14 protein-coding genes and 1 pseudogene are annotated in these 14,113 nt (G+C 73.9%); 3 read left to right on the top strand and 12 right to left on the bottom strand.

All coding sequences use genetic code 11. The annotated features are described in order from the left end of the window. Positions 1-9: 9 nt before the first annotated feature. The gene (gene glgC, locus MJ876_RS12875; protein ID WP_240236701.1) at positions 10-1,266 is read right to left on the bottom strand and encodes a glucose-1-phosphate adenylyltransferase; all 1,257 of its coding nucleotides are present in this window, start codon (positions 1,264-1,266) and stop codon (positions 10-12) included. 162 nt (positions 1,267-1,428) lie between these two features. Continuing rightward, positions 1,429-1,917 (bottom strand): annotated as a pseudogene (locus tag MJ876_RS12870) (carbamoyl-phosphate synthase domain-containing protein); the annotation flags it as partial. Positions 1,918-2,028: 111 nt separating this feature from the next. On the opposite strand from MJ876_RS12870, the gene MJ876_RS12865 reads away from it, so the two are divergent. After that, positions 2,029-2,940, top strand: coding sequence for a hypothetical protein (locus tag MJ876_RS12865; RefSeq protein WP_240236700.1), 912 nt, complete (start codon positions 2,029-2,031; stop codon positions 2,938-2,940). A gap of 30 nt (positions 2,941-2,970) precedes the next feature. Here MJ876_RS12865 and MJ876_RS12860 read toward each other — a convergent pair whose 3' ends face one another. Further along, entirely contained in the window at positions 2,971-3,960 is a 990-nt protein-coding gene (locus MJ876_RS12860; RefSeq protein ID WP_240236699.1) for a sulfotransferase, read from the bottom strand. A 107-nt stretch (positions 3,961-4,067) separates the two neighbouring features. Here MJ876_RS12860 and MJ876_RS12855 point away from each other — a divergent pair, with 107 nt between their 5' ends. Then, positions 4,068-5,090, top strand: coding sequence for a metallophosphoesterase (locus MJ876_RS12855; protein WP_240236698.1), 1,023 nt, complete (start codon positions 4,068-4,070; stop codon positions 5,088-5,090). A gap of 35 nt (positions 5,091-5,125) precedes the next feature. On the opposite strand, the gene MJ876_RS12850 is transcribed toward MJ876_RS12855, so the two are convergent. The 5 genes from MJ876_RS12850 to MJ876_RS12830 form a co-directional block, all read right to left on the bottom strand. Then, positions 5,126-6,436 carry a dihydroorotase gene (locus tag MJ876_RS12850; RefSeq protein WP_240236697.1) on the bottom strand — a complete coding sequence of 437 codons (1,311 nt, stop codon included), beginning with the start codon at positions 6,434-6,436 and terminating at the stop codon, positions 5,126-5,128. Beyond that, a complete protein-coding gene (locus tag MJ876_RS12845; RefSeq protein ID WP_240236696.1) occupies positions 6,433-7,365 on the bottom strand; it encodes an aspartate carbamoyltransferase catalytic subunit in 933 nt (310 codons plus the stop codon). The genes MJ876_RS12850 and MJ876_RS12845 overlap by 4 nt, the downstream gene beginning before the upstream one ends. Continuing rightward, a complete protein-coding gene (pyrR, locus tag MJ876_RS12840) occupies positions 7,362-7,916 on the bottom strand; it encodes a bifunctional pyr operon transcriptional regulator/uracil phosphoribosyltransferase PyrR (protein ID WP_374202475.1) in 555 nt (184 codons plus the stop codon). Before pyrR ends, MJ876_RS12845 begins: the two co-directional genes overlap by 4 nt. 76 nt (positions 7,917-7,992) lie before the next feature. Then, entirely contained in the window at positions 7,993-8,820 is an 828-nt protein-coding gene (locus MJ876_RS12835; protein ID WP_240236695.1) for a DUF1206 domain-containing protein, read from the bottom strand. A gap of 7 nt (positions 8,821-8,827) precedes the next feature. Beyond that, positions 8,828-10,237, bottom strand: coding sequence for an NAD(P)/FAD-dependent oxidoreductase (locus MJ876_RS12830; protein ID WP_240236694.1), 1,410 nt, complete (start codon positions 10,235-10,237; stop codon positions 8,828-8,830). A gap of 53 nt (positions 10,238-10,290) precedes the next feature. Here MJ876_RS12830 and MJ876_RS12825 point away from each other — a divergent pair, with 53 nt between their 5' ends. Further along, positions 10,291-11,091 carry a tryptophan 2,3-dioxygenase gene (locus tag MJ876_RS12825; RefSeq protein WP_240236693.1) on the top strand — a complete coding sequence of 267 codons (801 nt, stop codon included), beginning with the start codon at positions 10,291-10,293 and terminating at the stop codon, positions 11,089-11,091. A 105-nt stretch (positions 11,092-11,196) separates the two neighbouring features. Here the strand turns inward: MJ876_RS12825 and MJ876_RS12820 are convergent, their stop codons facing one another. From MJ876_RS12820 to MJ876_RS12805, 4 genes are read right to left on the bottom strand one after another with little or no spacing between them, the layout of a single operon-like run. Continuing rightward, positions 11,197-12,714, bottom strand: a complete 1,518-nt coding sequence (locus MJ876_RS12820) for a hypothetical protein (protein WP_240236692.1) — start codon at positions 12,712-12,714, stop codon at positions 11,197-11,199. A gap of 55 nt (positions 12,715-12,769) precedes the next feature. Beyond that, complete coding sequence (gene nusB / locus MJ876_RS12815) at positions 12,770-13,258, bottom strand: transcription antitermination factor NusB (RefSeq protein WP_240236691.1); 489 nt, start codon at positions 13,256-13,258, stop codon at positions 12,770-12,772. A 3-nt stretch (positions 13,259-13,261) separates the two neighbouring features. Beyond that, positions 13,262-13,825, bottom strand: coding sequence for an elongation factor P (gene efp, locus MJ876_RS12810; RefSeq protein ID WP_240236690.1), 564 nt, complete (start codon positions 13,823-13,825; stop codon positions 13,262-13,264). Between the two features lie 44 nt (positions 13,826-13,869). Continuing rightward, positions 13,870-14,043 (bottom strand): CsbD family protein, encoded by a 174-nt coding sequence (locus tag MJ876_RS12805; protein WP_240236689.1) that lies wholly within the window; start codon positions 14,041-14,043, stop codon positions 13,870-13,872. Positions 14,044-14,113: the final 70 nt, after the last annotated feature.

Raw genomic sequence — 14,113 nt, 5'->3', positions numbered from 1 at the left:
GTGGCGGGGTCACTCGATGACCTGGTCCTTGGCGAGGACGGTGAGGCCGTCCTCGACGGTGAAGCCGCGGGCGCGGTCGGCCTCGGGGTCGACGCCGATCTGGGCGCCGGGAGGGACGACGACGTTCTTGTCGAGGATCGCGTTCTTGATCACCGCGCCCTCCCCCACGTGGACGCCGTTGAGCAGGACGGCGCCGTCGATCTTCGCCTCGGAGTCGACGCGCACCGACGGCGAGAGCACCGAGTCGCGCACGGAGCCGCCGGTGACGAGCACGCCCGGGGAGAGGATCGAGTTGAACGTCGTGGTCGGCGCCATCCCCGGGCCCTCGGTCAGCTTCGCCGGGGGCAGCGGGCCGTAGTCGGTGTAGATCGGCCACTCGTGGTTGTAGAGGTTGAACACCGGCAGGTGGGCGACGAGGTCCATGTGGGCGGCGTAGTAGGAGCCCATCGTCCCCACGTCGCGCCAGTAGCCGCGGTCGCGGTCGTTCGCACCGGGGACGTCGTTGTCCTTGAAGTCGTAGACGCCGGCGGCGTTCTGCTCGACGAACGCCGGGATGATGTCGCCGCCCATGTCGTGCTTGGAGTCGTCGTCGGCGTCCCGGACGACGGCCTCCCGCAGCGCGTCGGCGTCGAAGACGTAGTTGCCCATCGACGCCAGCACCTCGTGGGGGGCGTCGGGCAGGCCGACCGGGTCCGTCGGCTTCTCGAGGAACGCACGGATGCGGGACGGCGAGGACGGGTCGACGTCGATGACGCCGAACTGGTCGGCGATGCCGATCGGCTGGCGGATCGCGGCGACCGTCGCGGCGGCCCCGGACTCGATGTGCGCGTCGACCATCTGCGAGAAGTCCATGCGGTAGACGTGGTCGGCGCCGACCACGACGACGATGTCGGGCTTCTCGTCGTTCAGCAGGTTCAGGGACTGGTAGATCGCGTCGGCGGAGCCGAGGTACCAGCGCTTGCCCACGCGCTGCTGGGCCGGCACGGGCGTGACGTAGTTGCCGAGCAGCGTCGACATCCGCCAGGTCGTGGTGACGTGGCGGTCGAGGCTGTGGGACTTGTACTGCGTCAGCACGACGACCTGCAGGTAGCCGGAGTTCACGACGTTGCTGAGCGCGAAGTCGATGAGGCGGTAGATGCCGCCGAACGGCACCGCCGGCTTCGCTCTGTCGGCGGTGAGCGGCATCAGCCGCTTGCCCTCTCCCCCGGCCAGGACGATCGCCAGGACCTTCTTGCGGCTGCGGCTGCGTACCGGGGCGGTGGTCATGGCTTCACGCTAGTGGTGAGCGTCGTCACGGGCGAGAGAAGCCTCTTCGGGCTCGACCCCCGCTGGGGGGGGGGGGGGGGGGGCCCGGGGGGGGGGGGGGGGGGCCCACAGCGGGCCGCCGGGGGGGGGGGGGCCCTCGGGGGGGTCGCCTTAGTGGGCGGGGGTGGACCCCCCCCCCGCCAGCTCGGCGCCGGCCATCGGCGCCGACGCCTGCACGCGCTCCAGGAGCGCGGCGGCGTCGGTGGTCGTCGAGGAGATGCCCACGCGCATGGCGCCGCGCTCGCGCAGGTGGCGGGTGAGCGCCCGGGTGTCGACCCCGGAGATGCCCACCACCCCCTGCTCGCGCAGGGCGTCGTCGAGCGAGGCGTTCGCACGCCAGGACGACGGGCGGCGCGCGGGATCGCGGACGACGTACCCCGCGACCCAGATGCGACGCGACTCCGGGTCCTCGTCGTTGACGCCGGTGTTGCCCACGTGCGGGGCCGTCATGACGACGACCTGCCGGTGGTAGCTCGGGTCGGTGAGCGTCTCCTGGTAGCCGGTCATGCCGGTCGAGAACACGGCCTCGCCGAAGGTCTCCCCCTCGGCGCCGTAGGACTCCCCGGTGAACGTGCGTCCGTCCTCGAGCACGAGGATCGCAGGCGAGACCACGCCGTACCTCCTTCTCCGCCTCACGGGACGGCCAGTTAAAGGATGTCGGTCGGCGCGACCCTACCAGCGCGGCGACCCACCCATTCCTGACCGTTTCACTACACTTCGGCCATGACCGTCCTCGACCTGGGCCTGCCCTTCCTCGACGAGCCGCGCGTGGTCGTCCCCGCGCCCGACGCGGGCCCCGGCAACTGGAGCGGGGCCGCGTCCGCCGTCCTCGTCGACGGCGTGACCTACCTCACCTACCGCGTCCGCCGCCCGCTCACGGAGGGCCGCGGGGTCGCGGTCGTCGTCGCGGCGTCGCCGGACGGCGTCGCCTTCGAGACCGTGTGCGAGGTCGAGCGGGACGAGTTCGGGGCGGAGTCCTTCGAGCGTCCCGTCGTGCTGCGGCGTCCGGACGGCGGCTGGCGCCTCTACCTGTCGTGCGCCACCCCCGGCTCGAAGCACTGGTGGGTGGAGGCCCTCGACGCCGACACCGTCGAGGAGCTGCCCCGGGGGCGCCGCACCGTGACCCTGCCCGGTGACGAGACCGTCGGCGTCAAGGACCCCGTCGTCGCGGTGGACGACGCCGGCGGCTGGCACCTCTGGTCGTGCGACCACCCCCTCACCGACACCGGGGAGGAGGACCGCATGTCGACGTCGTACCACTCGAGCTCCGACGGCCTGGCCTGGACGCGGCACGGCACCGTCCTCTCCCCGCGGTCCGGCATGTGGGACGCGCGGGGTGCCCGGGTCACCGCGGTGGTGTCGCTCGACCCCCTCGTCGTCCTGTACGACGGGCGCCCCCGCAAGGAGGACAACTGGCACGAGCGCTGCGGGGTCGCGACCGGGGAGCCCGGTGCCGGCCCGGCCTCGGCGCTGACGAGCCGGACGACGCAGCCGCTGGCCTCCCAGGACTCCGACGGCGCCTGGCGGTACGCGGCGACGGTCCGGCTGCCCGACGGCCGCCTGCGCTGCTACGCGGAGATCGCACGCCCGGACGGCGCGCACGACCTGGTGACGGGGATCCTCACCGGCTGGTGAGGCCCCGGCGCGGGGCGGACCCGGCCGGGCTCAGCCGGCCTGGCCGACCCGCTGCTGCTCCTCCGCCTGGCGGGTGGCGAACGACCCGCCGTCGCGGTGCAGCAGCCACTCGGAGAAGTCCTGCCCGGTCAGCTCGGTCAGCAGCGCGATGTCCTCGCGGTGCGGCTCGAGGAGGAGCGAGCGCTGCTCGGGCGTGAGGCTGGGGCGACCGCCCTCGCCGCTGCGCTGGAGCTGACGGACCAGCGGGCTGCTGGCCCTGCGCCACGCCTGCGGCGGTGCGAACTGGCCCGCCCACGCCCCGGCGCGGATGACGGGGCCCAGGAGCCTCGTGCGCAGACCGTCCTCGACGAAGGGTCGCGAGTTGTCGGCAGGGATGGTCTCGATCTCGACGGGCGGGACGCCGAGGAAGTCGAAGACCCGTCGCAGGGTCGGTCCGGGCGAGGCGACCAGCTCCTTGTAGCGGAGCAGGAGCACCTGGTCCGCGGGGACGTGGTCGTACAGGTCCGCCAGCTGCCGGCCGTACATGCCCAGCGACGAGTAGTGCCAGAACGGCGCCCAGCCCTGGTCGATGCGCCACTGCTCGCGCTTCACGGCCTCGACGACGTCGCACCGGGGCTCGAGCCCGTCCATCCACAGGTGCATCCAGTTGGAGTACGCCCGGTCGACCGGGTCCCGGAGCACGGCGACGAGCTTCGCGTCGGGGTTGTCCGCGGCGATGCGGCGCCGCGCGTCGCGGTTGTACAGGTAGAACGGCGTGCTCTCACCGCGCAGCGCGCCCTCGGGGGCGCCGTCGAACAGGGCGAGGTAGCGCTCGCGCTGCCAGACCCACTCCTGGTTGCTGTGGGCGTCGCCCGGGCCCTTGTACGCCGGCGGCGGCGAGTCGCCGCACATGTAGTACTTCGGCTCCTTCGGGCGGGACAGGAACAGCCCGGGGTGCTGCTCCAGCGCCTTGTGCAGCGCGCTCGTGCCCGCCTTCGGGGCGCCGATCAGGAAGAAGTCAGGGCCGCGGCGTCGTGCCATGACCAAAGTGTAGTCATCTGATCGACTTGGTGGCCATGGCTGCACCGGACCGCGCCGGCGCCGAGACCCCCTCCCGCGGCGTCGATGGCCGCTGAGACAGTGGGGTCATGGCCCTCCCCCGCCTCGCGGCCGTCCTGGCCGTCCCCACCCTCGCCCTCGGCCTCCTGCTCGGCTCCGCCACGCCCGGAGTCGCCGCCGACCCCGAGGACGACCCGCGCTTCACCCTCGCCGTCATCCCCGACACCCAGGACGAGGTGGTCCGCGCCGACGACGGCCGCTTCGCCCAGCGCACCCGCTGGCTGGCCGACCGTGCCGCCGCCGACGACCTGCGCTTCGTGCTGCACACCGGTGACGTGGCGAACTGGGGCTGGGCGGCGCCCGAGCAGCTGTCGCGGGCCAAGGCGGCCATGCAGGTGCTGGGCGCCGCGGGCGTCCCGTGGCAGCTCGCGCTCGGCAACCACGACAGCCGCCGGCACGGGTGGGACGGGCAGGGTGGCTACGGCCGGTTGCCCTACGTGCAGAACCCCGAGTGCACGCAGCGGTTCGCCGCCGCGTGCACCGACGCCGCGCTGCTCCGACGGACCGACGAGACCGACGAGGCGTTCGCGCGGGGCTTCGCCGGGCGCTTCGAGGCGGACTCGATCGCCAACGCCTACCGGCGCTTCGACGCCGGCGGGCTGCGGTGGATGGTGCTGAGCCTCGAGCCGTGGCCCCGCGCCGAGGTGGTGGCCTGGGCCAACCGCGTCGTCGCCCAGCACCCGCGACGCAACGTCGTCATCGCCACCCACAGCTACCTCGCGGACGACGGCTCCATCGCCACGTCCGCCGAGTACGGCGACACCAGCCCGCAGCAGCTGTGGCAGCAGCTGGTCTCGCAGCACGCCAACATCAAACTCGTCTTCTCGGGCCACACCGGCGCCGCGGCGTACCGCACGGACACCGGGGTGCACGGCAACCGGGTCGCGTCGTTCCTCGGCGCCTTCCACTCCCCCGACGCCAACCCGGTCCGGCTCGTCACCGTCGACCCGGAGGCCGGTGCCGTCTTCTCCCGCTTCCGCGTCCCGTCCACCGGCGGGCACCTGTCGCAGTACGACGCCTACGTCAACGGGCTGGACTTCGTGCGCCCCTGACCCGACCGGGGTCGTCCCCGACCGTCGGGCCGCGGTCAGACCGCGTGGGTGACCCGGCCCCGCAGCACGGTCGCCCGCACCCGACCGACGAGCTCGCGCCCGTGCCAGGGGTTGTTGCGCGACAGCGAGTACGTCGCGTCCCGGTCGACCCTGACCCGCGCCGACGGGTCGACGAGCACGACGTTCGCCGGCTCCCCCACGGCCAGCGGACGGCCCTGGCCGGCCAGGCCGGCGATGCGGGCCGGGTTGGCGGACATCACCCGGGCGACGTCGTCCCACCCGAACGGGCCTCCCTCGGCACCGGCCACCATCACGGTCGACACGACCGCCAGGGCCGTCTCGAGCCCGACCATGCCGAACGCGGCGTCGGTGAACGCGTGCTCCTTGTCGTGCCGCGCGTGGGGGGCATGGTCGGTGGCGACGGCGTCGATGGTCCCGTCGGCCAGGGCGGCCCGCAGGGCGGCGACGTCCTCGGCGGGGCGCAGCGGCGGGTTGACCTTGTACGTCGGGTCGTAGCCGGCGAGCTCGTCGGTGGTGAGCAGCAGGTGGTGGGGGGTGACCTCGGCGGTGACCGGCAGCCCCTGCGCCTTGGCCCAGCGGAGCACCTCGACCGTGCCGGCGGTCGAGACGTGGCACACGTGCACCCGCGAGCCGGTGTGGCGGGCGAGCATGACGTCCCGGGCGACGATCGTCTCCTCGGCGACGCCGGGCCAGCCGGGCAGCCCGAGCCGCCCCGAGGTCTCGCCCTCGTGGCAGCAGGCGTCGGGCCCGGCGAGGGTGGGGTCCTGGGCGTGCTGGGCGACCACGCCGCCGAACGCCTTGACGTACTCCAGGGCCCGTCGCATCACCCGGGCGTCGGCGACGCAGCGCCCGTCGTCCGAGAACACCCGGACGGCGGCCCGCGACCGCGCCATCAGCCCCAGCTCGGCGAGCTGCTGGCCCTCCAGGCCATGGGTCACGGCCCCGACCGGCTGGACGTCGACGAGCCCCGCGGCGCGCCCGAGGTCGAGCACGCGCTCCGCGGCCTCGGCGGTGTCGGTGACCGGCGAGGTGTTGGCCATCGCCAGGACGGCGGTGTAGCCCCCCGCCGCCGCGGCCCGCGAGCCGGTGGCGACCGTCTCGGCGTCCTCGCGGCCGGGCTCGCGCAGGTGGGTGTGGAGGTCCACCAGCCCGGGCAGGGCGACCAGGCCGTCGGCGTCGAGCACCTCGGCGTCCCCGGGCGCACCGGCGTCGACGCCGGACCCGGTCGCACGCACGAGCCGCTCGGCCAGCAGCAGGTCGCCGCGGGTGCCGTCCGGCAGCGTCGCACCGCGCACCAGGAGCGGCCGGTCGGTCGTCTCACTCACGCGGGTTCCTCCCCAGCGAGCAGGTGGTAGAGCACGGACATGCGGACGGCGACGCCGGCCGAGACCTGGTCGAGGACCATTGACTGGGCGGCGTCCGCGGCGTCCGCGGCGATCTCGAGGCCCCGGTTCATGGGGCCGGGGTGCAGCACGGGCACCTCGTCGCCGAGCAGGGCGAGGCGGTCACGGGTCAGGCCGTAGCCGACGGTGTACTCCCGCGCGGTCGGGAAGAACCCGCCGCTCATGCGCTCGCGCTGGACCCGCAGCATCATCACCGCGTCCGCGTGGGGCAGCGCGGCGTCCAGGTCCCAGGAGGTGGCGAACCCGTCCTGCTTCGCCCAGGCCTCGACGCCCGACGGCATCAGGGTGGGCGGCGCGACGACGGTGACGCGGGCGCCGAGCCGGGTCAGCAACCGGACGTTGCTGCGGAACACCCGGCTGTGGGTGAGGTCGCCGACCAGGACGACGTGCCGGTCCGCCAGGTCACCGAGGCGGCGGGTCAGCGTGTAGGCGTCGAGCAGCGCCTGGGTCGGGTGCTCGTGGGTGCCGTCGCCGGCGTTCACGACCGACGCGTCCACCCACTCGCTGATCCGCTGCGCGGCGCCGCTCGCCCCGTGGCGGACGACGAGCGCGTCGACCCCCATCGCCGCGATCGTGAGCACGGTGTCGCGCAGGCTCTCGCCCTTCGACGCGGAGGACCCCTTGCCCGTGATGTTGATGGTGTCCGCCGAGAGCCACTTGCCCGCGATCTCGAAGCTGGATCGCGTCCGGGTGGAGTCCTCGAAGAACAGGTTGATGACGGTGCGGCCCCGCAGGGCGGGCAGCTTCTTCACCGCCCGCCGCTGGACGTCGTGCATCTCCGCGGCGGTGGCGAACAGCACGGCGACGTCGTCGGTGGTCAGGTCGTCCACGCTCAGCAGGTGTCGCCTCATCCGATCAGCACCTCGTCGCGGCCGTCGGTCTCCTCGAGCCGGCAGCCGACCCGCTCGGCGAGGGCGCTCGGGAGGTTCTTGCCGACGTGGTCGGCGCGGATCGGCAGCTCGCGGTGGCCGCGGTCGACGAGCACCGCGAGCCGGACGGCGGCCGGCCGGCCGAGGTCGGCGAGCGCGTCGAGGGCCGCGCGGACCGTGCGCCCCGAGAACAGGACGTCGTCCACGAGCACGACGACCTTGCCGTCGACGCCGCCGGGGGGCACCTCGGTGTGGTGCACGCCGCGGGTGGGCTGGCGGCGCAGGTCGTCGCGGTAGAGGGTCACGTCGAGGGACCCGGTGGCGACCGGGGCGCCCTCCACCGCCTCGATCCGCTGCGCGATGCGACGCGCGAGCGGGACGCCGCGCGTGGGCAGCCCGAGCAGCACCAGGTCGGTGGCGCCGCGGTTGCGCTCGAGGATCTCGTGCGCGATCCGGGTCAGCGCCCGGGACACGTCGCGGGCGTCCATGACGGCGCGGCCGTGCTCGTCGAGCTCGGTGGGGACTCCGACCACTCCGGCCACCCCGACCTCCTTCCCCGCCTCACGGGACGGTGACTTAAAGGACGTCTGTGCGCGGGTGACCCTACCCCTACCGCGAGAGGTGCCGGGCCCGCGCGAAGCAGAACAGGCCGAAGCACCCGATGCCGAGCGCCACCGCGAGGAGCAGCCACGGGCCGTACGGCAGGTCCAGGAGGCTGGCCAGGCCGTCGTCCAGGCCGCCCGACTGCCCGGACTCGTGGGTCGCGGCGGCGACCGCGAACAGGACCCCGACCAGGCCGATCGCGATGCCCTTGCCGATGTAGCCGACCTTGCCGACCAGCAGGTACGCGCGGCCGGCGTCCCCGGTGCGTCCCTCGGTCGCCAGCTTCTCGGCGTGCTTGCCGGAGACGCCCTTGCGCACGTGGTCCGCCGCGACCGCCAGGATCACCAGCGCGACCAGGCCGACCAGGAGCTGACCGCCGGGCAGGTTCATGATCCGGGCGGTGAGGGCCTCCTCGCCGCCCCCGCCGCCGTTGCTGCGCAGCGGCCCCGTCGCCGTGGTCGCCGCGGTGATGCCGAGGACGACCCAGCCGGACGCCTTGCCCACGTCCGTCGCCCGGTGCCGCCACAGCTCGGCGCCGTCCTCGCCGCGGTGGCCGGCGACGAGCTCGATGGCGCTCCACACGACCAGCAGCAGCATCCCGAACGCGATGAGCCACAGCGCCGCGCGGCCGAAGAGCTGCTCGGCCACCGCCTCCATGGCGCCCGAGCCGCTGGGCGCCTCGGAGCGGTCACCGAGGGCGAGCTGCACCGCGAGGGCGGCGATCACGAGGTGGACGACGCCGTACAGCACGAGCCCGAGGCGGGCGGCGCGGTCGACCCAGTCGGAGTTCCGCGCCTGCCGGGCCGTGGCCCGGGCGTCGGCGGCGGCGGTCACGGGCGCCTCACCCGAGCTCGTCGAGGGCGGACTCGACGGCCCGGTGGAAGGTCGGGTAGGCGTAGATCATCGAGCGCAGCGTCGCGGTCGGGACCCGGGCGTGGACGGCGAGCGCCAGCAGGCCCAGGATCTCCCCGCCGGACGGCCCGGCGGCCGTGGCCCCGACGAGGACCCCGGCGTCGGCGTCCTCGACGACCTTGATCACTCCCCTGGCCCCCGGGCCGTGGGTGAACCCGCGGGACGACGCCTCCAGCGGCGTCACCCCGACCCGGACGGTGAGCCCGGCGTCACGGGCGGCCTGCTCGGTCATCCCGACGCCGCCGACCTCGGGGTCGGTGAAGGTCGCGTGCGGCACGGCGTGGTACTCGGCCGGGTGGTGCTCCGCGCCGGTGACGTCGGCCAGGGCGACCGCGGCCTGGTACATCGACACGTGCGTGTACGCACCCTTGCCGGTGATGTCGCCGATGGCCCACAGCCGCTCCCCGGCCCGCATCCGCTCGTCCGTCTCCAGGGTGCGCGCGGACGGGTCGAGGCCGATGGTCTCGAGGCCCAGGTCGTCGAGGTTGGGGGTGCGCCCGGCGGCGACGAGCAGCTGGTCGGCGACGAGCTCCTCGCCGTCGTCCAGGGACAGGGTGAAGGTGCCGTCGGCGTAGGACGCCCGCGTCACCTCGGCGCCGGTCATCACGCGGATGCCCTCGGCGACGAAGACCTCCTCCAGCAGCCGGCCGGCCTCGGGCTCGTCGCCGGCGAGCAGGCGGTCGCCGTGCTGCACGACCGTGACCCGGCTGCCGAAGCGGGCGAAGGTCTGGGCGAGCTCGCACCCGATCGGGCCACCACCGAGGACGACCAGGCTGCCGGGCACGTGGTCGGCGCGGACTGCGTCCCGGTTGGTCCAGTACGGCGTGTCCGCGAGGCCCTCCACGGGCGGCGCGGCGGGGCGGGTGCCGACGTTGAGCACGACGCCACGGCGCGCCTCGAACGTCGGGCCGGCGGAGCCGTCGGGGAGCTCGACCGCGACCGTCCCGGTGCCGGTCAGGCGCCCGATGCCGTGGTACACGGTCGCGCCGGCGTCGGTGAGGCGGTCGACGGCGACGGTGTCGTCCCAGTCGGCTGTCGCCTCGTCGCGGACGCGGGCGTGCACGGGCGCCCAGGACGGGCTGACGCTCACCTCGCCCGCGAGCTCCGACACCCGGCCGGCCTCGGCGAGGGCGTCGGCCGCGCGCAGCATCATCTTGGAGGGGATGCAGCCGTAGTAGGGGCACTCGCCGCCGACGAGGTGACGGTCGACCACGACGACCTCGAGACCGGTCGCGGCGGCCCCGGAGGCGAGCGACTCGCCGCCCGGGCCCGCGCCCAGGACCACGAGGTCCACCTGCGTCGCTGCGCCGTCGTCGGCGCCGTCCTGGGGGCTGCTCATCGGGTCTCCTCGCTCATGGTCGCCAGCATGCCGGTTCTGGTTGGGTGGTGCCCGTGGACCCCGGCACCGATTCGTTCGTCTCGTTCGGCGAGCAGGGGGCGCAGCTGACCTACGGCAGCTACCTGCGCCTGCCCGACCTGCTCGACGCCCAGCACCTCGAGTCGGACCCGCCGGCGCACGACGAGCTGCTGTTCATCACGATCCACCAGGTCTACGAGCTGTGGTTCCAGCAGCTGCTGCACGAGCTGGAGGCGGTCCGGGCCGCGATGACGTCCGGCGAGCTGTGGCGCGCCCAGCACCTGCTCGGGCGGGTGCACGTCATCGAGCGCGTGCTGGTCGAGCAGGTCGACGTCCTCGAGACGATGACGCCGCAGGACTTCGCGACCTTCCGCCAGCGCCTGGCCCCGGCGAGCGGGTTCCAGTCCGTGCAGTTCCGCGAGCTGGAGTTCCTCTCGGGCGCGCAGGACCCGGGCTACCTGCGCCGCTTCCGCGGGCTCACCGCCGAGGAGGAGTCGCGGCTCGAGCGGCGGCTGTCGGAGCCGACGCTGTGGGACGCGTTCCTGGACGTCCTGCGCGCCGCCGACCTGCCCACCGACGACGACGAAGCGGTGCTGTCCTCGATCCGCTCCCTGGCGCACGACCGCAACCGGTACGGCGCCGCCTGGGCGCTGTCGGAGGCCCTGCTCCAGCACGACGAGCTCGCGGCCGGCTGGCGCGCCCGCCACGTCGTGATGGTCGAGCGGATGATCGGCGCCAAGTCCGGCACGGGCGGCTCCAGCGGCGCGGCCTACCTGCGCGGCCGCCTCGACCTCCGCTACTACCCGCTCCTGTGGGAGGTCCGCAGCACCCTGTGAGGCCTGCCGTCCCGAGGGGTCCCTGGCCAGGCCGTGGCCGACCTGGCTCCCGTCGACAGGCTCAGGACACCGCCTCGACCACCGGACGGGTCAGGCGGCTCGCGGTCACAGGGCCGAGGCCATGCCCGCGCAGGCGCGGAGCCAGGAGTCGCGGGTGCTCCGCGACAGCTGGGCGTAGGGGATCTCCGAGCCGGAGACCAGCGACGGGTCGTAGGGCACCCGGTAGACCTCGCGGGTGCGCTGCTCGTAGACCTGCATGAGGTCGTGGGCCAGCGTGGCGTCGACGCTGGGGCTGGGGTCGGACAGCACCGTGATCGTGCGGTGCTTGAGGTCCTGGTAGCCGGCGTCCTGCAGGGCGTCGAGCATCCACAGGCCGCTGTAGCCGGTGTCCTCACGGACCGTGCTGGTCACGACGAGCAGGTCGGCGGCCTCGGCGGCGGCGAGCCAGTTCTCGGCGCGCATGTTGTTGCCGGTGTCGACGAGGATGACCCGGTAGAACCGTTCGAGCAGCTGGTGGACGGCGGTGAAGTCCTTCGCACGGATCGTGCCCGTCACGTCCGGCCGCTCGTCGGAGGCGAGGACGTCGAAGTGCGCGTCGCCCTGCGCCCGCACGAACGCCCCGAGGTCACCGATGCGCGACTGGTAGACGTCGCTGAACTTCTCGAGGTCCTCCAGCAGCTCGCGGGTGGTGTTGCGGTGCGTGCTGCGCATCGCGCGGATCCCCAGCGTGCCGCGGGTCTCGTTGTTGTCCCACGCGACCACCGTGCCGCCGCGGACGGTGCCGAACGTGTAGCCGGCGGCCAGCACCCCCGTCGTCTTGGCCGCGCCGCCCTTCGGGTTCAGGAAGGCGATGGTGCGCGGGCCGTCGAAGTCCTTCTGGATGACCCGGCGGTAGTCCTCGTGGACCATCTCCGCCGGACCCATCTGGGGCGAGACCAGGCCGCCCGACCAGCGACGCACCCGGCCGCGCCAGCCCCACGTGGCGGGGCCGTACTCCACGACGTCCGCGCGCCGGTCGAGGAAGTCGGTGGCCGTCATGAAGCGACGCGGCTCACCCTCCGGACCCTGCTGGGGGCCTGGCGCCTCCGGCAGGGGGCCGGGCTGCTGCTGCCAGCCGGGCGGCGGGCCCTGCCGACGTCCCGGCTGCTGGGCCGGCTGCTGGGCCGGCTGCTGGGCCTGTTGCTGGGCCTGTTGCTGGGCCGGCTGGCCCCATCCCTGCGGCGAGGCGGGACCCGGGCTCCAGCCCGGTGATGTCTGCTGCTGCTGCTGCGGCTGCTGCGGCCACGCGGGCGGGGCCTGCTGGGCCGAGGGTGCGGCGGCGATGCGGGTCTGCTCCGCGCCGCCGCCCTCGACCGGGCGGGCGGGGCCGGGGGCGTTCGGGTCGGGCACCGGACCCGGGCGCGCCTCCTCCGCGGGTCGACCGGGGCTCGGGGAGCCCCCGACCATCGGGTCGGTGAGGGGGTCGCCCGTCACCGGCCGGCCGGACGGCGTCGGCTCCGCCTCGAGCCGGGCGCCGTAGTCGGCGAGCTCCTCGGTCGTGTACAGCCGCTCGCTGGTGTCGGGCTCGTGGGCGGGGTCGTGCCGACCCTCACCCTGCTCGCTCCCGCCCTGCTCCTGCGACATGCTGGTCCCCCTCGTCTCGCGGCCTCACGCACCGTCTGCCCGCTGGGCCCGAACGTTAGTCCTCCGACGGCCCGTCCTCGTCGACATCCGGGAGGTCCGGCCCCGGCGTCGCGTCGGTCCCGGTGTCCCCGACCGCCTCCAGCTCGTCGGCGACGGAGGCGAGGACCCCGTTGACGAAGGGCGGCGACTCGTCGGTGGAGAGGTCGCGCACCAGCGCGACCGCCTCCGACAGGGCGACCGGGCTCGGGACGTCGTCCACGGCGAGGAGCTCGTACACCGCGAGGCGCAGCACGTTGCGGTCCACGGCGGGCATGCGGGCCAGCGTCCAGCCGCGGCTGTGACGGGTCAGCAGCTCGTCGATCCGGTCGCGCTGCTCGACGACGCCCCGCACGAGGGTCTCGCTGTACGGGTTCGTCGGCGCGTTGCCGTCGGTGACGAAGGCCTCCAGGGTCACCAGGGGAGGCTCGCCGCGCAGCTCCGCGGCGTAGAGCACGTCGAGGGCCCGCTTGCGCGCCTTGGAGCGCGCGGTGGTCCGGGTCGCCATCGGCTAGGAGCTCACCCGTCCGAGGTAGGAGGAGTCGCGGGTGTCGACCTTGACGCGCTCACCCGCGGAGATGAAGAGCGGCACGTTGATGGAGTGGCCGGTCTCCAGCGTGGCGGGCTTGGTGCCGCCGGTGGACCGGTCACCCTGCAGGCCGGGCTCGGTGTAGGTGATCTCGAGCTCGACGGAAGCGGGCAGCTCGATGTAGAGCACGCGACCGTCGTTCGTGGCGACGATGGCCTCGCCGTTCTCGAGCAGGAAGTTCTTCGCGTCGCCGACGATCTCCGGCGACACCTCGAGCTGCTCGTAGGTGCCGGTGTCCATGAAGACGTACGACGTGCCGTCGTTGTAGAGGTACTGCATGGTGCGCTTGTCGACGTTCGCGACCTCGACCTTGACGTCCGCGTTGAAGGTGCGGTCCACCGTCTTGCCGGACTCGATGTTGCGGATCTTGGACCGCACCACCGCGCCGCCCTTGCCGGGCTTGTGGTGCTGGAACCACATGACCTGCCAGAGCTGACCGTCGAGCCGCAGGACCATGCCGTTCTTGAGGTCGTTCGTCGTCGCCATGCCCAGCAGTCTAGGAGCGGCGGGGCATGGCGACCGACCCGGGCTCAGCGCTTGAAGGCGTCCTTGACCTTCTCGCCGGCGTCCTTGAGGTTCGCCTTCGACTGGTCGTTCCGGCCCTGGCGCTCCAGGGCGTCGTCACCGGTCGCCCTGCCGACGGCCTCCTTCGCCTTGCCGGCCAGCTTGTCCTTCGTGTTCTCGGCCTTCTGCTCGTCGCCCACGCGCGTCTCCCGATCGGTCGCAGCCTCTGCCCGCGGGGCCCCGCGGGTCCCACGACGGTAGCGGCGGGCG

The sequence above is a fragment of the Nocardioides sp. CFH 31398 genome, assembly GCF_022436705.1.
GTDB lineage: Bacteria > Actinomycetota > Actinomycetes > Propionibacteriales > Nocardioidaceae > Nocardioides.
This window is presented reverse-complemented; position numbering and strand designations above follow the sequence as displayed.

What these genes read in the sequence shown, in the direction of transcription:
- glgC (WP_240236701.1), bottom strand. Translation starts at nt 1,266, where the DNA reads ATGACCACCGCCCCGGTACGCAGCCGCAGCCGCAAGAAGGTCCTGGCG.
- MJ876_RS12820 (WP_240236692.1), bottom strand. Translation starts at nt 12,714, where the DNA reads ATGTCGCAGGAGCAGGGCGGGAGCGAGCAGGGTGAGGGTCGGCACGAC.
- MJ876_RS12830 (WP_240236694.1), bottom strand. Translation starts at nt 10,237, where the DNA reads ATGAGCAGCCCCCAGGACGGCGCCGACGACGGCGCAGCGACGCAGGTG.
- MJ876_RS12860 (WP_240236699.1), bottom strand. Translation starts at nt 3,960, where the DNA reads ATGGCACGACGCCGCGGCCCTGACTTCTTCCTGATCGGCGCCCCGAAG.
- efp (WP_240236690.1), bottom strand. Translation starts at nt 13,825, where the DNA reads ATGGCGACGACGAACGACCTCAAGAACGGCATGGTCCTGCGGCTCGAC.
- MJ876_RS12865 (WP_240236700.1), top strand. Translation starts at nt 2,029, where the DNA reads ATGACCGTCCTCGACCTGGGCCTGCCCTTCCTCGACGAGCCGCGCGTG.
- nusB (WP_240236691.1), bottom strand. Translation starts at nt 13,258, where the DNA reads ATGGCGACCCGGACCACCGCGCGCTCCAAGGCGCGCAAGCGGGCCCTC.
- MJ876_RS12845 (WP_240236696.1), bottom strand. Translation starts at nt 7,365, where the DNA reads ATGAGGCGACACCTGCTGAGCGTGGACGACCTGACCACCGACGACGTC.
- MJ876_RS12855 (WP_240236698.1), top strand. Translation starts at nt 4,068, where the DNA reads ATGGCCCTCCCCCGCCTCGCGGCCGTCCTGGCCGTCCCCACCCTCGCC.